The sequence below is a fragment of the Bacteroidota bacterium genome, from assembly GCA_036522515.1.
GTDB lineage: Bacteria > Bacteroidota > Ignavibacteria > UBA10030 > SZUA-254 > VBOC01.
The window spans coordinates 67,719-88,271 of record DATDFQ010000041.1; the positions used below are offsets into that span (position 1 = coordinate 67,719).

Consider the following 20,553-nt stretch of genomic DNA (forward strand, 5'->3'; position numbering starts at 1 on the left):
CGAATTACCGGCGGAGACGCTCCGGAACGTACAGGGAATAGAGTTCCGTGAGACGATGGCGGGTGATCCCGTCGAGGTCCTCGTCGTCACGGTCCCGTTTGCGCATCATCTCGAACTCGTCGAGATCGAACCGGCTCATCTTGTGCACGTAGTCGTTGAGCATCTCGATCATCTTATGTTGCTCGACCTTTGTCGTACTTATGCGCCTTTGCGCGGAATTGATCCGTTGTCCGGCCCGGAGGCGATCATCGGAATTTTCTTTTCATGAAAGCCCCTGCGACGAGTGTCGCGACGAGTTGAACCGCGGTATATGCGCCGGCGCCGGAGGTAAAAAACGGCTTGACCGGTACGTCCGGGAAGTCGAGCATGCCGTACTCTTTCGCGATCAGGAGCCCTGCCACCGTCCCCATGCCGCCGGCCATGAACCAGAAAGGAATGCGCGACAATCCGGCCTTCCACCCGGCCGCGTCGTGAAGGAGCGGGAGGAGGCTCGCGGTCCAGACCCGGTGACACGCCCAGCCGGATAACGCCAGGGCGATCGCCACCGGAAGAAACCCGGGGAGCTGGCCCCACCAGAATCTCCCTCCGAACATCCCGATGGTGAACGTTGCGGCCGCCCCGGCGATGCCGAGACCGAGATGGCGCGACAGAACGCCCATTCCGCCCCGCATGAAACCCGAGGTGACCGGCGCCGCTCCGGTCATGCTCTTCCGTCCACGCGCCAGAGCGCGTTCTTTACGTAGGGCCAGACGACATACCGGAAGCCGAAGACGTCGCTTTCGTTCAAACCGGAAAACTTGCTCGCCACCGCGACCGCCTTGTTGTGCGGCCTGAGCATCTGGAGAGAGAGAATGGAGTTGTTCGCGCGCAACACACGCTCGGGGTGATTGAGGGCGATCTCCGCCGCGGCGCTGTCGATCACCGTCCCGTAGGGTCCGGCAAGCTTCTGCAGCCGCGCTCCGCTGTTCATCGGGTATCCGACGAAGTCCGGTTCGTTCAATTCGGGAATGAACGTTTCGGGATCGATCCGGACCACTTCCCCGCAGGAAATCCCGATGCCAAAACCCGAGGGAGCGGGGAACCGGAGCTGCTGCGCGATATACCAGTACCGCTTGTGGATTTCAAACGCGGCGGCCATCGCCCAGTGCAACGCCTCGGCCCTGGACCCGTGGTCTTTCACCTCCCAGATCAGCACGAATCCGTCGCCAAGAAACTTGTGAAACGTGTGCTTGTAAAAGAAGGCGAGCTGGATGACGCGGTCGTAGACCACCTCGATAATCCGCGTAATGTCCGCGGCCGTCGAAGTCAGCGACCATTGCGCGAACCCGCGCAGGTCGGCGTACACCACCACCACCTCGAGTTTCTCCCCGTGGATGATCGAGCGTCGTTCCGTCAGCGATAAGCTATTTGTATTCAGGTACATGCCCTTGTTCTTTAGATACATGGCTCCTTGTCGAAGGTTTCTCCGTTATGCCGCAATCAGCATGCTCACATCCCCGGCACCTTCCCTCACGACGACGGGCCGTTCTTCTGTCAGATCGAGTATCGTGGAGAGCTCCGCCATGCTGTTCCCTCCGTCGATGATCAGGTCGACGGCCGATTCATACTGGCGCTTGATGAGCTCGGGGTCGCTCACGATCTCGCCCAGGTCGTTGGCAATGCTCGCGCTCAGAAGCGGATGGTCCAGGCCGCGAACCAGGCTGACGGAAATGTTGTTTTTCGGCACACGGATGCCGACCGTTTTCCGTTTCGAAATCAGGCTCTTGGGCAATTGCTTCAGACTGGTCGCGGGGAGAATGAATGTGTAAGGCCCCGGAACCAGTTGTTTCATCAGCCGGAAAGCCGGGTTGGAAACCCTGGCATATTCGCTGATGTGACTCAAGTCGCTGCAAATAAAGCTGAACGGTTTGGCGCGGTCCTGCCGTTTGATCTCGTAAATCCTTTCGATCGCGCGCGTATTATAAATGCTGCACCCGATCCCGTAGACGGTGTCGGTCGGATAAATGATCACTCCCCCGTCCCGCAGAACGCTCACGGCGCGGTCGATGTGTCTCCCTTGCGGATTCTCCGGATGAACTTTTAGATACATCGCTTTCCCCTTTCAGCGAATGATGGGTTCTTCAACTTCCAGGACCGGCACTTCCCCCTGTACCGTTCCCGGCAGGCCTTGAGCTCCTCGCGCGGGCACAGTGTCGTCGGTGATGGTTTCGAGTCTTCCTTCGAAGGCGGCGAGGCGCTTATCAGCCTCCGCGTATTTCCGGCGGGCATTTTCCAGGTGGGACCCGAGCGTGTCGAACACCTCGCGAACGCGGCCGACGTCTCCCTGCAATCGTCCGAGGGCGGAGAGAATTTCCCGGGCGCTTTGTTCGATGGAGAGACCCCGGAGGCCGAGCGCGATCACCTGGAGGTAGGCGTAGAAACTGTTCGGGGAAACGGGTATGACCCGCTTCTCAAGGGCATAGTCGTAAATTCCCGCGCCGTTCGACCCGTCGTCCTTAATGATGAGCTCATAGTAGATATTCTCGGACGGGATGTACATGAGGGCGAACGGGAAGGTCCCCTCGTCGGGAAGAATATACTTCGCCGCGATCGCATCGATATGTCTTTTCAGGTCTCCGGTGAACGCCTTTTGAGAGCTTCTCTTCTCCGCTTCGTCGGAAGCGGAGGCGGCCTTGCGGAAATTCTCCAGCGGGAACTTCGAGTCGACAGGCACCAGCCGGTCGGACGTCCTGATCACCGCATCGACGATCTGCCCGTCCCGGAACCGGTGCTGCATTTCGAAGTGCCCGGCGGGAAGGACCTGCTTCAGAAGGTCTTCGAGGAGATACTCGCCCAGCCCGCCGCGAAGTTTCGGCGCGCGCAACAGCTCGTCAAGTTTCGACACGCTCTGTCCGAGCTCTTTTATTTCTAGGGTCGCCTTGCCCAGCTCGCCCAGATTTCGCTCGACGTCGCCCATGAGCCTGGCCGCGTTGTCGAGCCTCGATCCCACGCTGCTCGTCTGCGACTGCATCTGCTCGGTCACGGCGGCAAGCTGCCTGTTCACGTTCTCGGTGATATGCTGCAGGCTGGTGCGCACGTCAGCTCGGAGCGATTCGACGTGCTGTTGTAACCCGAGCATCAGAGAAGATTCGTCCGGATTGACGGGGGATCGTTGGCGTCTGAGAAGAAGGACGAGGAGAAGGCCGGCAAGGAGGGAGAGCGCGACAATTGTTGGTTCCATGGCTGATCCTCAAACTAACCGGAAATAGCAGGATTCGTTATCGACTGCCCTTGGATCCGCCTGATCATCGAGGGTAACCTAACAAAAAAATACCAAAAGCACAAGGGGGGTGGGCGCGCTCAGCGCAGGAGGATCATCGATTTTGATTGAATCAGAGCACTCTGCCCGGGCCCGGATGTGCTCAGCCGGTAGAGGTAGATTCCCGTGGGCTGTCCGGAACCGTGCCATACGATTCGGTGGACTCCCGCCCCCTGTTCGGCCGCGACGAGAGTCGAGATCTCCCGCCCGAGAAGGTCGAAGACGGCAAGCCTGACATGCGCGCTTGCCGCGAGAGAGTACTCGATGATGGTTTCGGGATTGAACGGGTTTGGATAATTCTGGCGGAGGAGGGACGAGCCCGGGAGGAACAGTTCGTCATCGACTCCATTCGTTCCCAGGACGACGATGACCGAGACGAACAGGTCCTGGCATCCGCCGCAGCCCGCCCGAAACCCGGTCACCTGCACGTGCATGTCGAGGTAGTTCGTGAGATTGACCGTCGAGTTGAGGTCGCGGGTGAGAAACACCTCCGAGTATCCGGAGTCGGGCTCGAGCTGGAGCAGGTCGCACCGGTTGGTGCAGGTGGGAAAGGGCGTGGCGCGGACGTATCCCCGCAACGTTTCCGACGCCGGTGAATGCTCCCGGGCAAGAAGGAAGAGGATCGCGATCGTCAAAGCTATCCGAATCGTTCTTCCTTCCAGGGATCGGCAGGAGTGTTATAACCGTTCAACTCCCAGAATCCCGGCCGGTCTTCGACGAGAAATTCCAGGCCGTTGACCCACTTGGCGCCTTTCCACGCATACCGGCGCGGCGTAAAGACCCGCATGGGCCCGCCGTGAGCCGCGGGAAGGGGCTGGCCGTTGAACGTGTGTGCGAAGATGACGTCTTCGTTCAACATAATGTCGAGCGAGTTGTTGGTGGTGTAATCGCCGTAGGCGTGCTGCATCACGAATTTCGCCGCGGGTTTCATCCCCACATGCTTCACAAGGTCCCTGAACAGCACCCCCGTCCAATCGTCGTCGAACCTGCTCCAGCGGGTCACGCAATGAAAATCCGCACGTATGGTCGTCTGCGGGAAGTTCATGAAATCCTGCCATGTCCAGAGGAGAGGCTTCTCGACTTCGCCCCAGACCCTGAACCGCCACGAGTTCGTATCGATCTCGGGCGTATCGCCGTAGGTGAGGACCGGAAACTTCGCGGTCGCCACCTGGCCGGGCGGCGTCTTCGGCTTCCCGAACGAGTTGATGCCCGGGACGAAGCGCTTTTTCGGATCGAAGAGCGCCATACCGCCCTAGTGTCCCTCCCCCCTCATCATCTTGAAGGTGTGGAGGATGCCCGGGAAGAGCGCATTGATCCCGTCTTCCGCCCCTCGCTTCGATCCGGGGAGGTTGATGATCAATGTCTTCCCCCGGATACCGGCGACACCGCGTGTGAGCATCGCGGTCGGCAACCGGTCCGACCCGTAGCTCCGCAACGATTCTTCGACGCCGTCGAGGCGGCGTTCAATCACAGCAAGCGTCGCCTCCGGCGTGACGTCTCGCGGCCCGGCCCCGGTTCCGCCGGTCATCAGCACCAGATCGATCTGCTTTTTGTCTGCGAGTTCTTTCAATTCCATTTCGATTCCCGCCCGGTCGTCCGGGAGTACTTTATAGACCGGAACCTGAAACTTGAAGCCCCGCAATTTCTCGGCAAGCAGCTTTCCGGAAGCGTCTTCCTTTTCCCCCTTGCTCACCGAATCGCTCATCACCAGCACGGCGGCGGTCAACCCCTCCCCTGTGCCTTTCAGGGCGGACTTGCCCCCCTTCTTTTCGAGGAGCCGGATCGATTGGATTTCCATTCCTTCGTCGATCGCCTTCAGCATGTCGTAGAGGGTCAGCGCCGTGACCGATGCGGCGACGAGGGCCTCCATTTCCACGCCGGTTTTCCAGATCGCCTTCACCTCCGTGTTGACGACGATCCGGGAGTTTTCGAGATCCACTGTCACCTCCACATGATCGAGCGGCACCTGGTGGCAATAAGGGATCAGCACGCTCGTACCTTTTGCGGCCTGGATGCCCGCCACCCGCGCGACCCCGAGGGGATCCGCCTTCGGGACATTGCCTGAACGGATCGCTTCGATGGTCGATTTGTCCACATTCAACACCGCGGAAGCTTTGGCGCTTCGCAATGTGCTCGATTTGGAAGAGACGTCTCGCATGGAGGGGGATTGGCTCGATGTAAGTGGAAGTTGGATCCCGGGTGCGATCGGGGCGCCTGCCGCGACCACTGCTCTAAAGTACAACCGGGCGGAGCCAAAATCAAACGGGGGGGACGTTGCGGGAGTGGCAGAAAATCGGTCAGCCGCCGATCTGGCTCATCGTCCTTTCGGGTCTGACGAAGCCGGGGCGGTTGATGAGATGCCCCTCCTCCTTCAACCGGACCGCGCCGATAATGGTGTCGCGCAGCTCGTCATCACCTGAGCCGTTCCGCATCATGGTTTTCAGATCGGTCTCGTGGAGCGAGAAGAGGCATGTGCGGAGTTTTCCGTCCGAGGTGAGACGGACACGGTTGCAGGAAGCGCAGAACGGTTCCGAGACGGAGCTGATAAAACCGATCTCCCCCGCCCCGTCCTCGAACCGGTAGCGGTCGGCAGGCTGCGCACCGTGGTATTCGACGGGGACAAGCTTATGCTTCCCGGAATTGATCCGCTCGACGATCTCCTTCGAGGGGACGACTTTTTCGATCGACCAGCCGTCGTCCGCCCCGATCGGCATGAACTCGATGAAGCGGACATGGAACGGGCGCGTTCTGGAAAGTAGCGCAAAATTTTCGATTTCGTCGTCGTTCATTCCGCGGATAATCACGACGTTGATCTTGATCGGGCGCAGCGGAAGCTTCTCGACCACCTCGAGCGAATCCCAGACTTTCTGAAAATAGTCGCGGCGCACCATGGCGGAGAACCTTCCGGGCTGAAGGGAGTCGAGGCTGACGGTGATCCGGCCGAGACCCGCCTTGCAGAGCGCGAGCGCCTGTTCCGCAAGGAAAAAGCCGTTCGTGGTAAGCGCCAGGTCTTCGATCCCGGGGATCCTGGCAATTTTTTCGACAAGCAGGTGCAGTTCGCGCCGCATGAGCGGCTCCCCGCCCGTCAACCGGATTTTTTTGACCCCCAGTCCGGAAAAAATACGGACGAGCCGGGAGATTTCCTCAAATGTCAGGAGCTCCCGCCGGTCAAGCCAGACCATCCCCTCCTCCGGCATGCAGTACTTGCAGCGGAAATTGCACCGGTCGGTGACCGAAATGCGCAGGTTGTTCACCGTGCGGCCGAAGGTGTCCTGTAGTATGTGAGAGGCTGATTGGGTCATGCGCATCCACGGGGTGTGGACATAATAATGTACGAACAAGGAGGGGTATTTGTCAATGGGATCTACCCCGCATTAGCGCATGAATTTCAAGTGCCGAGCCGAACAAACGCAGCCTAAAGGCTGCGGCTACCAGGCCCGATGCATCGGTAGGCGCGACCTTCAGGTCGCGCTCGTTTCGCCGCAGCGCGGCGGAACGGGGATACGGAGACATTACCTTTCGCTATCAGGCCAAAGCCCCGAAGATCGAGCCAAGCCCGTACGTCACACCCGCTTCGAGGATCCCGACGAACGTCATTTCCATCCCCGATGCGAGCCAGTTTCGCGTCGTCAGAATCGACTTGGCCGCGCCTACGGCGAAATGGGCGACGATGCTGATCGCGAATGCCGCCACGACTGCCGGAAACCCGCCGAGGAAAAAAAACGGGATAATCGGTATGAACGCACCCACCGCGGTCGAGATGGCGGCGGACGCGCTCGATTTCCACGGATTACGGAACGTCATTTCTGATAGCCCGAGCTCGCTTTGTGCCATGGCCTTCACCATCTGCTCCGGATCCTGCGCGAGCCTCTCGGCCATGCGCCTCGCCTCTTCCGGCTCAAAGCCCTGAAGCTGGTAGAAGAGCGCCATCTCCTCCGTCTCCTCCTCGGGATCATCCTCCACTTCGCGCCGCTCCCGGGAAATCTCCGCCTCGTGGACCTCGCGTTCGCTCTTGACTGCAAGGTAGGCCCCTGCCCCCATCGAAAGGGCGGACGCGATCATGCCCGCCAACCCCGAGATCAGCACGATATGCTGCTGGTTATTCGTCGCCCCAGCGACGCCGGAGACAATCCCGAACACGGCGCCGAGCCCGTCGTTGACTCCGTAGATGGCATCGGCGATCCACGATCCGCCGCGCACATGCCAGCGTTCCCGCCTCAGCATCAGGTCGAGCGCAGTCTTGGGCCCCAGGTCCGGCAGCAGGTTTTGCAGCACCCTTGAGTGCGCCTTCTCCTCAAGAGCGAGTTCCTGCAAGATCGACGGAGCTTCGGCGTCGCCGGAGAGCGCCCGTTCCTGCTGAGTCTCATACCGGGCTTTGTCTCTCTCCTCCGCCGCCTCCAGGCGTCTGATCGCCACGTCGCTTCCGACATGCCTGTTGATCCAGCGGCTCAACCGGCTCTTCAGGTTGCCGCTTATCGTCGGCGGGCGTTCTCCCACGTCCGAGAGCCTCTTTTCCCAGCGGGCTGCATGCCGTTCCTCCGCTTCCGCCAGACGCAGGAGAACTGCTTTCCTCTTTGTGTCTTTCTCGGAACCGGCAAGCTCCCGGTAGAGTTGCGCGCTTTCTTTCTCTGCCCGCCAGTTTTTCCGGAGGGCTTGTACGATTTCGGCGTTCGTGACGGGAGGTCGATCGTTCATAGCCGTTCACCATCGGCGGTTTGGGGAAAGGACAGGCGGACCTGTTGCCGAATGATAAAAGTTAATCAGACGATTTGCAAATTCCGGCGGTGTCTCAATTTGGCTGAACGTCTCTCCACCTCGTCATGCTGACATGCTCCTGGTCAGCATCTTTCAACTCTTTACTCGTTCCCACGCGGAGCATGGGAACGAGAAAACATGTCATCCTGAGGGAGCGTAGCGACCGAAGGATCTCGTCTTTCCGATCTACGAGATCCTTCGCTTCGCTCAGGATGACAAAATAGGGCGCTGCCCGCATTTGTTTCCATGGGCCGAATTTCGTACTCTTGGTGAATTTCCAGGAGGACTCATGCGACGCACATTGTTGAACACTCTTGCGCTTGTTGCGCTCATTCATTTCAGCCGCATCTCCGCTTCCGCGCAGATTACGGAGGCGATCAGCACCAATTCCCTGCTCGGTGTGACGGGCCTGGCGGTGTCGATAGGAGAGCTGAGTCCGGGGACGGAGAGCGGCGGTTTGAACGCGGGCCGGCTGCGGGCTGACGCCGAGTTGAAGCTGAAGACGGCGGGAATCAGGGTGATTCCCGAGGCGGGCTGGGTCGATTCGGCCGGGGGCGCAGAGCTCTATCTGGAAGTCAACACACTGAAATTCGGAACCTCCCAATATACCTATACTATAGAGCTGAGTGTCATCCAAAAAGTCCAGCTTTCCCGCGAGCCTTCGCGCGCAACCCTCGGCACCACCGGGTCGACGTCAGTGATGGGAGTGGTGGGTGCAACCAAACTTGCCGCTTCCGTACGGGAACAGGCGGGGATCCAGCTCGATCAACTCATCGCCCGGTATCAGGCCGTAAACCGGGCGGCCGGCAAATGAAACTTTAGGGGGATCCGTGACGTAGGAGAATGGTAATCCGTCTCTTTTTACCACCACGCTCCGGCGATTCATGCTCTCACCGAAGTTACCCGTGTCATGCCTTCTCCTCCTCCTTGTCCATGGATTCGCCCTTTCGGGCAGCCCTCCCGATTCCGTCAGGCTGAACATCGAGGCGAGGAGAATAGACTCTGATATCCGGCTCTCGGGCAGACTGGACGACCCGGGCTGGAGCCTCGCCCAACCTGTCGAGATCAAATATGAGGTGACTCCGGGGGACAATACACCCGCTCCCCAGCAAACCTTCGTGAAGATGATCTATAATTCACGTTTCGTTTATTTCGGTTTTGACTGCCGGGACTCGCGGCCCTCCGAGATCCGCGCTCACATCACGGACCGGGATAAATGCTTCGACGACGACTGGGTGATGGTGATGCTCGACACCTACGGAGACTATCAGAGATCATACGAGATCGTGGTCAACCCGTACGGGATCCAGGGCGACCTCCTTCTGGCGGCAAACAACGAGGACGCAAGTTTCGACGCGCTCTGGGCGTCGGCCGGCGCGATCGACTCGTCGGGATGGACCGCGGAGATGGCGATTCCCATCAAGAGTATTCGTTTTCCCTCGACACCCGAGCAACGATGGGTGGTGGAATTCATCAGGAACTACCCGCGGGCGAGCAGGGTGCAAATGTCCTGGGCCCGTCTCGACCGGGATAATCCCTGCCTCCCCTGCCAGGGAGGCGTGATCGAAGGGGTCAGAGATGTGCAACCGTCGGCCGCCCTCGATTTTCTTCCGTATGTCGTCGGTCATCAGGAAGGATCCGTTGAGGACAACTCCGTTCCGAATTCGACGTTTCAAAACGGGAAGTTGATGGGCCGGGTCGGTGGCGGAATGCGGTACGCACCCGCCCCTGACTTTGCGATCGAGGGGACCATCAACCCGGATTTCAGCCAGGTCGAATCGGATGCGGCCCAGATCAGCGTGAATTCCAACTTCGCCCTGTTCTATTCCGAGAAGCGTCCTTTTTTTCTCCTCGGCGCCGACATGTTCCAAAACCGTACACAGACCTATTACTCCCGAACGATTAACAATCCAATCGGCGCGGCGCGTGTGATCGGCAAGGCGGGATCGCTCTCTTACGCCTACCTGGCGGCATCCGACAGAAACACCCCCTACATCATCCCGGGCGAGGAAACGAGCGATTACGTCGCGACGAATATCGAATCGTTCTCGAATGTGGCGCGCGCGCGGTATGATTTCGGGAAAGAGGCGTTTGCCGGAGGAATGCTGACAACCCGCAGCACCTCGACTTCGCACAATATCGTCGGAGGGATTGACGGAAATTACAAATTCTGGGACAACTATTACTTGAGTGGAGAGCTCTTCTTCTCGGACACAAAAGAAGTGAACGACTCTGCGGTCTTCTCCGACGCGAGGACCTTCGGCAGCACCGGACATAATGCGACATTTAACGGCGAGCAGTTCAGCGGAATCGCCACCAACCTGAACTTTCAGCGCAACGCGAATGTCTATAGCTTTGGAATCCAGTATCTCGATCGATCGCCCGCCTTTCAGGCTCAGGACGGGTTCGTGCCCAGTAACGATACCCGTATGTTGTTCCTGAACCAATCGCTCTCATTTCATCCCACGGGAGCGGTGGTCGACCAGTGGTCGATCTCGATGAACAACGGCCTCCATTTCAACTACGACGACATACGAAAGGAAACGTGGGCGCTTCCCAACCTGTACGTTCAGCTGAAAGCCCAGACCTCCGTAAATCTGACGTATTTCCTGGTCAACGACGAATTGTTCAGAGGAGTGCAGTTCGACGGAATCCACAGGGGGGAGATTTCAATCTTCTCGCGCCCTTCGAGTTTCCTGACTCTTTCGTTCGACGGCTCGTTTGGAAAATTTATCAGGCGATCCGATACGCCCGAAATGGGGACGGGGCACAACATCTATTTGTCGGCGCAGGTAAAACCGACCTCGCAACTCGAAGTCGATCTCTCCTATTCCCGCGCCAGGCTTTCGAGTGTTGCCACGGACGCCCTGTTCTACGACGGCTACATTGCAAGATCAACGGGCATCTTTCAATTCTCGAAGGAGCTGTTCTTGCGCGTGATCGGGCAGTATAATGAATTCAGCCGGGGAATCGACATTTATCCGCTCGTGAGCTACAAACTCAGCCCGTACACAATCTTCTATCTGGGTTCCACGTACACAATGTTCGACTTCGGCGAGCCGTTTGGAGTTCAAGAAACGGCAACGCAATATTTCGTGAAGCTGCAGTATTTGATCAGGGCGTAAATTGTCATCCTGAGGGAGCAACGCGACCGAAGGATCCCCCTCCACGAACGCATGAGATCCTTCGCGGAGTTTACACTGAGCGAAGCGAATGTGCTCAGGAGGACAATTACAGATGATTGCCAGAATGACAGACTGGGAGGTTTAGGGGGAAGTCGGTTCTTCGGGCGGTGAGGGCGGAACTTCGCTCTTCTTCCACCCGGTGATCATGGAGACGAAATTACTCCACCCCGCGATCACCACCATCAGCAGGTGCCCCCCGAAGAAGAGCACGAGAGCTGCCATGAAAATGAAATGCCACACTCTGGCCGTGTCGTACCCCCCGAAGAACGCGGTCAACCCGCTCCACTGAACCGGCCAATAGATCGCAATCCCCGTCAGGAGCGCGCCGAGACCGAGGAGGGAGACAGACGTGTAGGCGGCCTTTTGGAGAGCGTTGTACTTTTTCGCGGGAGGATGGCCGGTTCTGATCCGAAGATAGTATTGAATCATCGGGAGGATGCCCGGGAGGTCGCTCTTCGAGAAGAGGGTCGTCTGCCGGCCGTGTCGGGTGGCGATATTGTAGGCGACCCACACGATCCCGTTTGCCGCAAAGAGCCACATCGCAAAAAAGTGCCACTGCCGGGCGCCGGCAAGCCATCCTCCGAGCGTCAGAGAAGGGGGGATCTTCAGGAATTCCCAGATCGGCGATGCGTTGTAAATACGCAATCCGCTCAGGACCATGATCCCGAGTGCGATGAAGTTCAGCCAGTGGGTGAGCCGGATAATGAAGGGATGCTGATACTCCCGGTCCGGTCGGTTCATGCCTTCACCTCCGCGCATCGGGCCGGCAATCCGGGCAGGGCTGGTAGTTCAATGCGAGGGCTTCATCGCGAGTCATCACCCTGGCCTCGGCCATCTTTACGCGGGGACACTCCTCACGGTGATAGCTCCTGGTCTTCTCGATCACGAGGACCTTGTCGCTTCCGGCGCCGGCGCATCCGGCTGCGGAGATCACGAGCCACGCCGCGAGAAGCAAAAGGTTGACCCTCGCACGGGTTCCGGATTTAAAGCCCTGCAAACCAATCATATCCCTGGTCTTCCCAATAACCTCCGGTCTTTCCGTTCGCGACGACGAGCCGGTTGACCCACTTTGCGCTCTTGTATCCGAGTTTTGTGGGCATCGTGATCCGGACCGGAGCTCCGTGACCGATTGAAAGAGGTTTTCCGTATGCCATGAAACAGAGGAGAGTCTGGGGGTGGATCGCGCTCGGCATGTCGTAGGTGGTATAGTAATCGTCCGCACACTCCACGTACACGTACTTCGCGGCGGGATCGGCTCCCACCATTTCAAGAAAATCTTTCAAGGCGGTGCCGCCCCATTTGACGTTCATGCTCCACCCCTCGACGCAGCAATGTTTCGTATTCATCACTTTCCGGGGAAGCGCGGCGATCTGGTCCAGCGTATAGTTTCCCGGTTTTGCGACGAGGCCCGAGACCGAAAGTTTCCAGTCGTTGAGGTCGATTTCCGGTTCGTCGGTGTCGTAACTGTTCAGCCGGAACCCGTCCTGAGGGGTCAGATCGGCGTCGGCTACTTCGGGGGAGAGGCTGGCGGGGTTGAACATCTTCGACTGGACCCAGTCGTTGAACTGCTGGAACTTCGTGAGGAACGATCCGACCCCTCCCCCCGCGCTGTAATCGCACCCCGCGAGGAGGAGAAAGGGGGAGAGCTTGAGAAGCCTTCTTCTCAATTGAGAGTGCTTGGTCCCGCCTGATGTGTGATCAGCGATTCGCTCGTCCGGCATCGTAGTTCGCCCGGGTATCCCCTATAAATGCGGAAAGCGATGTGTGAGCCATCGCTTTCCGTTTGACAAGAATATTGACCGGTCTATTGGTTGCCCGGTGGGACCTTCTTCGCCTCTTCCTTCACCTCTTCCTTCATCTTCTCACCCTTCTTCTCCATCATCTCTCCCTTTTTCTTCATCATCTTACCCTTCATCTCCGTCTTCTTTCCGGCGTGCATCGCTTTCTTACCCTTCATGTCCATCTTCGTGCCGGCCTTCTCCATCTCCTCGCCGGCTTTCATCTCACCCTTCTTCTCCATCATCTCTCCCTTTGCCTTCATCTTCTCCCCTTTTCCCTTCATCATCTCTCCCTTTTCTTTCGTCATCTCGCCCTTCTCCTGCATCTTCTCTCCCGCCTTCTCCATCATCTCACCCTTCTTTTCCTCTTTCGCCGCGCCGGTCGAATCCTGTGCACGGAGACGGCTCTGCATCGCGACGAACGCAACGAGGACAGCCATGATTACGAGAATCTTCTTCATACAACCCTCCAAATGTGGCAATGATACTGCGGAATGGTTAATTGTTTTCGGCGGAAATTTAGGAAACGGGGCTGCCAAAGTCAACTAATTGAACATTATTTTTTCTTAAGAATCGACATCCCGGGCGCCGCTCGAATCCGGTGCGTTAATCGGGGGTCCTGCGGGGGTTCGGCTCCCCCACCCACTCCTCCCTGCCGGCAAAAATCTCCTTCTTCCAGATCGGGACGGATTCCTTCAGCTTGTCGATCGTGAACCGGCATGCCTCGAATGCCTCCTTTCGATGCGCTGCCGAAACTGCGATCACGACGCTCGGGTCCCCGATTCCCAGCCGGCCGATCCTGTGTACAATCGAAATTTTCATGATCTCCCATTTCGACCTGACGGTCTCGGCGAGCTCGTTCATCATGTTCAGCGCCATGGGAACGTAGGCTTCATATTCCATCCCCAGAACGGGCTCTCCTTTGGAATGGTTCCGCGTCGTACCGATGAAGATGTCGACCCCTCCCGCGGCCGGGTCGTGCACGCTTCGGATCACGTTCGCAACGTCAATCTCTTTGTCCGTAATTTCGATCATTCGATCTTTATCTCCCCCTCACCCCCCGCTCACGGGGGGAATAATGGCGAGTTCGTCCCGGTCCTTCAGGGTGACCTTTCCGGGGGCGTATTCCTGATTCACGGCCACGCGCAAATGCCCCTTCCATTCCCCGAACCGCGGGTATGTGACTTCGAGAGACGAGAGGACGTCTGCGGGAGTCGAGCCCTCGGGCATCGTCAGCGTCACTTCCTCCATCCCGGCGACGTCGCGGGCTACCGCGAAAAATTTAACGTTCACTCGTATCACAGCAGTTCCACCTCGACCTCGTCTCCTTTGGGGAAGTGATCCCGCTCTTCCGGAAGGATGATCAGACAATCGGCCTTCGAGAGGGAGGTCAGAATATTGGACACCTGCGAGCCGGTGGTTCGCACGCTGACGGTCCCGTTGTCGCTCGAGAGAACCCCGCGCACAAAGTGTCGCTTGCCGTCCTGCTTCCTGATCTCCTCCTCCAGTTTCGCATGCAACCGTAACGGCGGCCCGGCCGCGCGGCCCATCATCCGCGCGAGTGCCGGCCGCACGAACTGGAGAAACGTGACCATCGAAGAGACCGGATTGCCGGGCAGTCCGAAGACCGGTTTCTCCCGGAAGAGGCCGAACATCAGAGGCATTCCCGGCTTGATATTGACCTTCCAGAATTTCACGCTGCCGCCCAGCTCGTTTAACGCCGAAATCACGAGGTCATACTTTCCGACCGATACGCCCCCCGATGTGATGAGCATGTCCGCCTCAAGCCCCTCCGTCATCATCCTCTTGAGTTCGCCGGGTTCATCCGGAGCGATCCCCAGACGCCTGGATTCGCAGCCAAGCTGCTTCGCCAGGGCTTCGAGGACATAGGCGTTGCTGTTCCGGATCTTTCCTTCGGAGAGCGGCTTGTCGATATCCACAATCTCCGATCCTGTCGTGAGAATGGCAATCGACGGTTTCCGGTGAACGACAATGAACCTCCTGCCGAGAGATGCCAGGACCCCGATTTCCTGCGGCCGGATGAGAGAGCCGCGCGTGAGAACTGTCGCTCCCGCCTGAACGTCCGCGCCGGCCCGGCGGATGTTGTGACCCTGCGGCACCGCGCGGAGAAGTGTCACATGCCCTTCATCCGGCTTCCCGGTCCATTCCTGCTGGATGACAGCATCGCACCCGGCCGGTATCCTGGCGCCGGTCATGATGCTCATCGCCTCGAGTTTCCGCAGCGGCGATGCGGCGATCGAGCCGGCCGGAACCTCCCCGGTGAGAGTCAGCGTGACCGGAACCCGGACCGCGTCCCCGGACCGCACGGCAAATCCGTCCATCGCGGCATTGTCGAAGGGGGGAATCAAGCCGGGTGAAACAATATCCTCCGCCAGAACAGAGCCGAGGCTTCCCTCGATCGAGAGGGAAACCGTCCCCAGCGGGCGAACCGTTTCGAGGATGATGTCCAGTGCTTCGCGGGCAGTAATCATGGGAAAGGTGAGATACTTGCCAGTAATATACTCCCGGCCTTCCTGAAGTGCAACCTGTCACGTCACCGTGTACGATTTGCCCTCGTGCCTCCGGTAGGCCTTCGTCCGAAGGATGTTTTCGATCGATTCCATGACGGCGAGAAGCTCCTCATCCGAATTGTAGAAATGAGGGGCGAGCCGGATCCCCGCCCCCCTGCGGTAGTCCACGATGATGTTCCGCCGGATCAGCTCGCGAGAGACGCCGTGCGCGTGCGGCACATGCACGGTCACGGTTCCTCCGCGCCGCTCCGGATCGAGAGGCGAACGGACGGCGAACCCGCGCCGTTCGGCCTCGCCGATGAGCAGGGCGGTCTGGCGCATCGATTTCCGGCGCACGTTTTCCATTCCCGCGCGGGCGATGATTCCCGGTCCGACCTGGGCGGCGGCGAGAGCGGAGATCGAGGGGGTTCCGTTCAGGAATTTTCCCGCGCCTCCGGTGTAGCGCATGGAGGTCTCAAACGCGAACGGATGGCGGTGCGCAAACCACCCGGTGACCGCCGGCTGGAGCTTTTTTCGAAGCGACGGACGCATCCAGAGGAAGGAGGCGCCGGGGCCGCCGCACAACCATTTTAAGACGCCCCCGACCAGCACATCGACGCCGAGCTGCCGGACATCGACCGGGATGATCCCCACGGAATGGTAAGTGTCGAGAATGACGATCGCTCCGCAGGAGTGGGCCTTCCGCACCACGGCGCGGATATCCTGAATATAGGCACTCTTGAAGAGGACGTGGGAGATCGGGACGAGTTTGGTCCTCTCGTCGATCGCATCCAGCAGCTTTTCCGTCGGCACGGATATGCCGTCATCGGAGCGGACCACCCGGAGACGGGCTCCCAGCCGGCCAGCAAATTTCTGGTAAACATAGAGGTTGGATGGGAATTCCATGTCCGACATGACAACCCTGTTGCGGGTTCCCCGAAAGTCGAAACAGGAGATCAGGATCGCCTGGAGCAGTGAGATGTTCGCGTGCATGGAAAGTTCGCCGGGCCCGGCTCCGATGAGGGGCGCGATCGCATCTCCGGCGGCCAGAGGCATCTCCCACCACGAATCCGACCAGGCGCGAACCCCCCGTTTCGCCCATGCGTCGGCATACTCGCGGAGTTTCCGGTAGACCCCGCGCGGCATCGCGCCGAGTGAGTTGGAAATCAGGTAGGTTGAGGTCTCGAGAATGGGGAACTCCTTCCTCCATTCGAGGAGAGTGTCCCGCCTCCCGCTCATCGTTTCGATTCCCCGACGAGAGCGGAGTGGTCGAACAGCCTTCCCTGCTTGACAATCTGCCGGATCGAACGCGTGTTGCGTATGTCGTCGAGAGGGTTCTGGCCGAGGATGAGCAGGTCCGCCTCCCTGCCCGGTTCGATCGTCCCTTTCACTTCGCCTTCTCCCAGAAATTTCGCTCCGCGAGAGGTCGCGGAGACGATCGCTTCCATCGGCGTCATCCCCGCCTGAACCATGAATTCGAGTTCCAGATGAGCGCCGATGCCGGGGAACGCCCACATGTCGGTCCCCATCACGACATTCGCGTCTTGTTCCGCGAGCCGCTTCATGTTGTCGCGCAGGACGGGGAGGTGCGATCGTACGAATGAAATATTCGGATAGGTCGTGCGATAATGGTCGTAGTATTCCTCCCCCGTATAGCGGCGGAGGGCGGCTTCGGGGAGCGCGTCGTGGAATCGGGCCTCCGAGAGAGTCGCGCTCATGAATCCTTTCGTATCGGCAAGAAACTCGAACACGCAAAAGGTGGGAATATAATAGAGGCCTCCCCGCACGATCTTCCCGATCGCGGCTGAGTCGAAGGGCGCATCGAGGATCCCATGCGCGAGGGCCGACACGCCCGCATCGACGGCGGCGAGAGCATCGTTTAGGTTCGGCGCGTGAACTTCGGAGACAAGCGTCGAAGCGCGCCCCTCTGCGATCAGCGCCCGCATGACGTCCTCCCGCATCCGCGTCAGTTTCGGAAGCGGGTCGCGGCACCAGCCCATATCATCATACATGAGCTTGATCCGCTTTATCCCTTTCGCCTTCGCTTTGCCGACGAGCCCGCGCGCTTCCTCCGGAGCGCCGGGGAACCGGTTGATGGACGAGTCGATCGGAAACCCTTCTCCCCACCACCATCCGTGAACGGCGGTGAAGATCGGCGCCGTGCCGTAGATGCGGGGCGCATGAACGGAATCCCCTGAAGTCATCCGCTCCATTTCCAGCGCCTGGTCCGTCGATTCGAACATGCAATTTGCCGAGGTCACCCCCCAGGCGATCAATTGCACGAGATCCCGGGGGGAGTCGTAGTGGATGTGGCAATCGATGAGACCGGGAATGACGAATGTTCCCCTCCCGTCTATCACCCGTGCGCCTTCCGGCACGGGAACCTCTCCTTTGCGCCCTGCGGCCTCGATCTTGCGGCCCCGGAGCACAATGACGGAGTTCCCGAGGGGCGGACCCCCTTTGCCGTCGATCAGCGTCGCGCCGTCGATGACGGCGGGGCTTTGGGAACGTGCGGAGACGGCGCTCATCAGCAACATCATACAGAGAAAGTTCCTCATGGGAAACGCCTAGGTTGATTGGAAACGGCCGGTGAGGTTCGCCGTTTGCATCATGGCATGGAACGGGGCGCTTGCTCCCCGGCGCTTTGCGATCAGTTCCGCAACCACGCTGATCCCGATTTCTTCCGCCGTGACGGCCCCGAGATCGATGCCCATCGGGGCATGGACCCGCTCGAGCTCCTGCGGCGAAACTCCGCGCTCGACCAGATGCTCGAACGTCGCGAGCACCTTCCGCTTGCTGCCGATCATTCCGATGTAGCGGGCAGGCGTGCCGATTGCCGCGCCGAGGACCGCCTCGTCGTGGCGGTGGCCTCTGGTGACGATCACGATGTAGGTGGAGGGCTTGACCGCGATCTTCTGAAACGCTTCAAGAAAATCGGATGCAAGGACCCGGCTCGCCTCCGGAAATCTCTCCCTGTTCGCGAATTTATCGCGGTCGTCGATGATCGTGACGCGGAACCCGGCCATGGCTGCGGTCCGGGAAATATATTTCGACACATGCCCCCCTCCGAAAATCAGGAGGCCCGGCGCCCCGGCGACCGGTTCCAGAATGATCGCGCCTTCCCCTGTCGGGACCTTGACCGTTTCACTCCGTTTTTGAACCCTGGGTATCGCTTCGAGGAGGGAGGTCCAACCATCGGCGTCGCGGGAACGGTCGATCCACCCCAAAACCCTGATCGCGGCCTCGCTCTCCTCGACCGGTTTTCCCGGGCCGCCGGTGAGGATGGCCTTCTCCCGGATCTCTCCGGTTGCGCCCAGCCAGGTCGCGAGGATGCAATCTTCGCCTTCATCCCGGATCTGTTTCAGCTTCTCGAAGAGCGGTATCCGCTCTCTTGAAACCGGTTCGATCAGGACGTCGAGGCTCCCTCCGCAAATCAAGCCGTGCTCGAGGTCGTCTTCGTCGAGACTGAACGTCAGGATCTCCGCCCTGTTCTTCGGGAGCAACCGGCCGGCGTGAAGCAGAACATCCCCTTCGGTGCAGCCGCCGCCCACGGTCCCGAGCGAAACGACTCCCCCCTGCTTCACGAGCATCTTAGAGAGCGCGGCCGCCGGAGTCGAACCGGTCGTCGAGATGATCGTGGCAAGCATGACCCGCTCTTCCGCCCGGAGAGCGGAGATTATTTCTTCAAAGAGATCCATGAGAATTCAAATTCGAGGTGCAGCGCGAAGAGGCGCCGAGGCGATTATTTTCCGATGTCTTCATCCCACAACCGGGGGTGTTCCTTCATAAACCCCTTCATCATCTCAACACATTCATCCAGATCGAGGTTCGTGACGGCGACACCGTGTTCGCGCATGAATTCCGGTGCGCCGGGAAAGGTCCTTGCTTCGCCGGCGATGAGACGGGGAATGTTGAACTGCACGACCGCGCCCGCGCAGAGATAGCACGGCATCAGGGTCGAATAAAGAACCGTGTCGTGGTAGGTCCCCACTCTCCCGGCGTTCATGAGGCAGTCGATCTCCGCGTGTTTCATCGGGTTTCCCTCCTGGACCCGCCGGTTATGTCCGCGGCCGATGATCTTCCCGGCCCGGACCAGGACCGAACCGATGGGGATTCCCCCTTCGGCGGAGCCCTTCCTTGCCTCGTCGATCGCCGCCTGCATGAACTCGTCCATCCCGGTCATGCCTTTCGTATGATTTTCGCGGCGCCCCAGCCCACAAGGATCAGGACGGACAGGATCACCCAGTTCAGGGAATCGCCGTAGGATGTCACCGGGTAGTGGTTGCTGATCATGATAAAGACCACCGGAACCGCCATGAACGTGTTATGCTTCGAGCGCATCTTGGCGCGCTCCGCAAGCGTCATATCGGGTGGATTTCCCTCCTTGAGAGCCGCGACCATCTTGCGCTGCGCGGGGAGAATCCGGATCCAGACATTGGCGGTCATCAGCGTGCCGAGCATCGCTCCCACGTGCATGTAGGCCGCGCGGCCGTCCATGAGGCGTGTCAGCGTAAAGATCACCCCTACGAGCAGCGCATACGAAATCGCGGCGCAGGCTGCCTCATTCCGCGAGAGCTTCGATTTCCAGAGCGCGTCGTAGATGTGCCACGGAACGATGATCGCGGCGATCCCGGCGATGATCGGAACCGTCGATTCCATGTTCTCGTTCAGCATCAGGCCGCCGTTGTAATAAACGAGAAACAGGAGCACCACACCGCTCATCCACGTGATCGCGGCCTCCCAGCGGAACCAGTGGAGCGTGCGGGGAAGGAACTGGGGAGTTTTTTGTTTTCCGACGAGATAGAACCCGCCGCTGTGGACCATCCAGACTTTGTCATCCCCGTCTTTCGGCGGCGCCGCGCCCGTCATTTCGCCCGTCATTTCGGTAAAGCGGCCGTCGAGCCAGGTGAAAAAGTATGTCTGTCCGACCCACATGATGCCGGCGAACACATGGATCCACCTCGCGGCCAGATTCAGCCACTCCAGAATGGTACCGTAGAGATCTTCCATCGTTTCAGCCTGCGTGA

24 protein-coding genes are annotated in these 20,553 nt (G+C 59.3%); 2 read left to right on the forward strand and 22 right to left on the reverse strand.

The window, feature by feature from the left end:
* Nucleotides 1-4: 4 nt before the first annotated feature.
* The 10 genes from VI215_05995 to VI215_06040 all read right to left on the reverse strand — a co-directional run bounded on the left by VI215_05995 (nucleotide 5) and on the right by VI215_06040 (nucleotide 7,993).
* On the reverse strand, nucleotides 5-172 hold the full coding sequence (locus tag VI215_05995; protein ID HEY6191865.1) for a hypothetical protein: 168 nt from the start codon (nucleotides 170-172) through the stop codon (nucleotides 5-7).
* 73 nt (nucleotides 173-245) lie between these two features.
* Complete coding sequence (locus VI215_06000; protein HEY6191866.1) at nucleotides 246-704, reverse strand: hypothetical protein; 459 nt, start codon at nucleotides 702-704, stop codon at nucleotides 246-248.
* Entirely contained in the window at nucleotides 701-1,444 is a 744-nt protein-coding gene (locus tag VI215_06005) for an adenylate/guanylate cyclase domain-containing protein (GenBank protein HEY6191867.1), read from the reverse strand. The genes VI215_06000 and VI215_06005 overlap by 4 nt, the downstream gene beginning before the upstream one ends.
* 24 nt (nucleotides 1,445-1,468) lie before the next feature.
* A complete protein-coding gene (locus VI215_06010) occupies nucleotides 1,469-2,089 on the reverse strand; it encodes an L-threonylcarbamoyladenylate synthase (protein HEY6191868.1) in 621 nt (206 codons plus the stop codon).
* A 12-nt stretch (nucleotides 2,090-2,101) separates the two neighbouring features.
* Complete coding sequence (locus VI215_06015) at nucleotides 2,102-3,220, reverse strand: DNA recombination protein RmuC (GenBank protein ID HEY6191869.1); 1,119 nt, start codon at nucleotides 3,218-3,220, stop codon at nucleotides 2,102-2,104.
* A gap of 119 nt (nucleotides 3,221-3,339) precedes the next feature.
* Entirely contained in the window at nucleotides 3,340-3,933 is a 594-nt protein-coding gene (locus VI215_06020) for a T9SS type A sorting domain-containing protein (GenBank protein HEY6191870.1), read from the reverse strand.
* A 2-nt stretch (nucleotides 3,934-3,935) separates the two neighbouring features.
* The gene (locus VI215_06025; protein ID HEY6191871.1) at nucleotides 3,936-4,544 is read right to left on the reverse strand and encodes a sulfite oxidase-like oxidoreductase; all 609 of its coding nucleotides are present in this window, start codon (nucleotides 4,542-4,544) and stop codon (nucleotides 3,936-3,938) included.
* A 6-nt stretch (nucleotides 4,545-4,550) separates the two neighbouring features.
* The gene (gene moaCB, locus VI215_06030) at nucleotides 4,551-5,525 is read right to left on the reverse strand and encodes a bifunctional molybdenum cofactor biosynthesis protein MoaC/MoaB (protein HEY6191872.1); all 975 of its coding nucleotides are present in this window, start codon (nucleotides 5,523-5,525) and stop codon (nucleotides 4,551-4,553) included.
* A 70-nt stretch (nucleotides 5,526-5,595) separates the two neighbouring features.
* Complete coding sequence (moaA, locus tag VI215_06035; GenBank protein ID HEY6191873.1) at nucleotides 5,596-6,600, reverse strand: GTP 3',8-cyclase MoaA; 1,005 nt, start codon at nucleotides 6,598-6,600, stop codon at nucleotides 5,596-5,598.
* A gap of 223 nt (nucleotides 6,601-6,823) precedes the next feature.
* On the reverse strand, nucleotides 6,824-7,993 hold the full coding sequence (locus VI215_06040) for a VIT1/CCC1 transporter family protein (protein HEY6191874.1): 1,170 nt from the start codon (nucleotides 7,991-7,993) through the stop codon (nucleotides 6,824-6,826).
* A 349-nt stretch (nucleotides 7,994-8,342) separates the two neighbouring features.
* Here VI215_06040 and VI215_06045 point away from each other — a divergent pair, with 349 nt between their 5' ends.
* Nucleotides 8,343-8,867: a hypothetical protein gene (locus VI215_06045; GenBank protein ID HEY6191875.1), complete on the forward strand. Its 525-nt coding sequence runs from the start codon at nucleotides 8,343-8,345 to the stop codon at nucleotides 8,865-8,867.
* Between the two features lie 91 nt (nucleotides 8,868-8,958).
* The gene (locus VI215_06050; protein HEY6191876.1) at nucleotides 8,959-11,178 is read left to right on the forward strand and encodes a DUF5916 domain-containing protein; all 2,220 of its coding nucleotides are present in this window, start codon (nucleotides 8,959-8,961) and stop codon (nucleotides 11,176-11,178) included.
* Nucleotides 11,179-11,319: 141 nt separating this feature from the next.
* On the opposite strand, the gene VI215_06055 is transcribed toward VI215_06050, so the two are convergent.
* From VI215_06055 to VI215_06110, 12 genes are all read right to left on the reverse strand, one after another.
* The gene (locus VI215_06055) at nucleotides 11,320-11,979 is read right to left on the reverse strand and encodes a cytochrome b/b6 domain-containing protein (GenBank protein HEY6191877.1); all 660 of its coding nucleotides are present in this window, start codon (nucleotides 11,977-11,979) and stop codon (nucleotides 11,320-11,322) included.
* Between the two features lie 4 nt (nucleotides 11,980-11,983).
* Nucleotides 11,984-12,244 (reverse strand): hypothetical protein, encoded by a 261-nt coding sequence (locus VI215_06060; protein ID HEY6191878.1) that lies wholly within the window; start codon nucleotides 12,242-12,244, stop codon nucleotides 11,984-11,986.
* Complete coding sequence (locus tag VI215_06065) at nucleotides 12,222-12,905, reverse strand: molybdopterin-dependent oxidoreductase (protein ID HEY6191879.1); 684 nt, start codon at nucleotides 12,903-12,905, stop codon at nucleotides 12,222-12,224. Before VI215_06065 ends, VI215_06060 begins: the two co-directional genes overlap by 23 nt.
* 137 nt (nucleotides 12,906-13,042) lie before the next feature.
* Nucleotides 13,043-13,477, reverse strand: coding sequence for a hypothetical protein (locus VI215_06070; protein ID HEY6191880.1), 435 nt, complete (start codon nucleotides 13,475-13,477; stop codon nucleotides 13,043-13,045).
* 145 nt (nucleotides 13,478-13,622) lie between these two features.
* Nucleotides 13,623-14,051, reverse strand: coding sequence for a molybdenum cofactor biosynthesis protein MoaE (locus VI215_06075; GenBank protein ID HEY6191881.1), 429 nt, complete (start codon nucleotides 14,049-14,051; stop codon nucleotides 13,623-13,625).
* A gap of 18 nt (nucleotides 14,052-14,069) precedes the next feature.
* Nucleotides 14,070-14,309, reverse strand: coding sequence for a molybdopterin converting factor subunit 1 (moaD, locus tag VI215_06080; protein HEY6191882.1), 240 nt, complete (start codon nucleotides 14,307-14,309; stop codon nucleotides 14,070-14,072).
* A gap of 5 nt (nucleotides 14,310-14,314) precedes the next feature.
* Nucleotides 14,315-15,508 carry a gephyrin-like molybdotransferase Glp gene (glp, locus tag VI215_06085; protein HEY6191883.1) on the reverse strand — a complete coding sequence of 398 codons (1,194 nt, stop codon included), beginning with the start codon at nucleotides 15,506-15,508 and terminating at the stop codon, nucleotides 14,315-14,317.
* A gap of 57 nt (nucleotides 15,509-15,565) precedes the next feature.
* On the reverse strand, nucleotides 15,566-16,765 hold the full coding sequence (locus VI215_06090) for an aminotransferase class V-fold PLP-dependent enzyme (protein ID HEY6191884.1): 1,200 nt from the start codon (nucleotides 16,763-16,765) through the stop codon (nucleotides 15,566-15,568).
* The gene (locus VI215_06095; protein ID HEY6191885.1) at nucleotides 16,762-18,066 is read right to left on the reverse strand and encodes an amidohydrolase family protein; all 1,305 of its coding nucleotides are present in this window, start codon (nucleotides 18,064-18,066) and stop codon (nucleotides 16,762-16,764) included. Before VI215_06095 ends, VI215_06090 begins: the two co-directional genes overlap by 4 nt.
* 27 nt (nucleotides 18,067-18,093) lie before the next feature.
* Entirely contained in the window at nucleotides 18,094-19,224 is a 1,131-nt protein-coding gene (locus VI215_06100; protein ID HEY6191886.1) for an XdhC family protein, read from the reverse strand.
* Between the two features lie 44 nt (nucleotides 19,225-19,268).
* A complete protein-coding gene (locus VI215_06105; GenBank protein ID HEY6191887.1) occupies nucleotides 19,269-19,700 on the reverse strand; it encodes a nucleoside deaminase in 432 nt (143 codons plus the stop codon).
* Between the two features lie 5 nt (nucleotides 19,701-19,705).
* Nucleotides 19,706-20,536: a urate hydroxylase PuuD gene (locus tag VI215_06110; GenBank protein HEY6191888.1), complete on the reverse strand. Its 831-nt coding sequence runs from the start codon at nucleotides 20,534-20,536 to the stop codon at nucleotides 19,706-19,708.
* Between the last annotated feature and the right edge of the window lie 17 nt (nucleotides 20,537-20,553).

Excerpts from the sequence above, each read along its gene's own strand:
- VI215_05995 (HEY6191865.1), bottom strand. The coding sequence starts at position 172 with ATGATCGAGATGCTCAACGACTACGTGCACAAGATGAGCCGGTTCGAT.
- VI215_06000 (HEY6191866.1), bottom strand. The coding sequence starts at position 704 with ATGACCGGAGCGGCGCCGGTCACCTCGGGTTTCATGCGGGGCGGAATG.
- VI215_06005 (HEY6191867.1), bottom strand. The coding sequence starts at position 1,444 with ATGTATCTAAAGAACAAGGGCATGTACCTGAATACAAATAGCTTATCG.
- VI215_06010 (HEY6191868.1), bottom strand. The coding sequence starts at position 2,089 with ATGTATCTAAAAGTTCATCCGGAGAATCCGCAAGGGAGACACATCGAC.
- VI215_06015 (HEY6191869.1), bottom strand. The coding sequence starts at position 3,220 with ATGGAACCAACAATTGTCGCGCTCTCCCTCCTTGCCGGCCTTCTCCTC.
- VI215_06025 (HEY6191871.1), bottom strand. The coding sequence starts at position 4,544 with ATGGCGCTCTTCGATCCGAAAAAGCGCTTCGTCCCGGGCATCAACTCG.
- moaA (HEY6191873.1), bottom strand. The coding sequence starts at position 6,600 with ATGACCCAATCAGCCTCTCACATACTACAGGACACCTTCGGCCGCACG.
- VI215_06040 (HEY6191874.1), bottom strand. The coding sequence starts at position 7,993 with ATGAACGATCGACCTCCCGTCACGAACGCCGAAATCGTACAAGCCCTC.
- VI215_06045 (HEY6191875.1), top strand. The coding sequence starts at position 8,343 with ATGCGACGCACATTGTTGAACACTCTTGCGCTTGTTGCGCTCATTCAT.
- VI215_06055 (HEY6191877.1), bottom strand. The coding sequence starts at position 11,979 with ATGAACCGACCGGACCGGGAGTATCAGCATCCCTTCATTATCCGGCTC.
- VI215_06060 (HEY6191878.1), bottom strand. The coding sequence starts at position 12,244 with ATGATTGGTTTGCAGGGCTTTAAATCCGGAACCCGTGCGAGGGTCAAC.
- VI215_06070 (HEY6191880.1), bottom strand. The coding sequence starts at position 13,477 with ATGAAGAAGATTCTCGTAATCATGGCTGTCCTCGTTGCGTTCGTCGCG.
- VI215_06075 (HEY6191881.1), bottom strand. The coding sequence starts at position 14,051 with ATGATCGAAATTACGGACAAAGAGATTGACGTTGCGAACGTGATCCGA.
- glp (HEY6191883.1), bottom strand. The coding sequence starts at position 15,508 with ATGATTACTGCCCGCGAAGCACTGGACATCATCCTCGAAACGGTTCGC.
- VI215_06090 (HEY6191884.1), bottom strand. The coding sequence starts at position 16,765 with ATGAGCGGGAGGCGGGACACTCTCCTCGAATGGAGGAAGGAGTTCCCC.
- VI215_06095 (HEY6191885.1), bottom strand. The coding sequence starts at position 18,066 with ATGATGTTGCTGATGAGCGCCGTCTCCGCACGTTCCCAAAGCCCCGCC.
- VI215_06100 (HEY6191886.1), bottom strand. The coding sequence starts at position 19,224 with ATGGATCTCTTTGAAGAAATAATCTCCGCTCTCCGGGCGGAAGAGCGG.
- VI215_06105 (HEY6191887.1), bottom strand. The coding sequence starts at position 19,700 with ATGGACGAGTTCATGCAGGCGGCGATCGACGAGGCAAGGAAGGGCTCC.
- VI215_06110 (HEY6191888.1), bottom strand. The coding sequence starts at position 20,536 with ATGGAAGATCTCTACGGTACCATTCTGGAGTGGCTGAATCTGGCCGCG.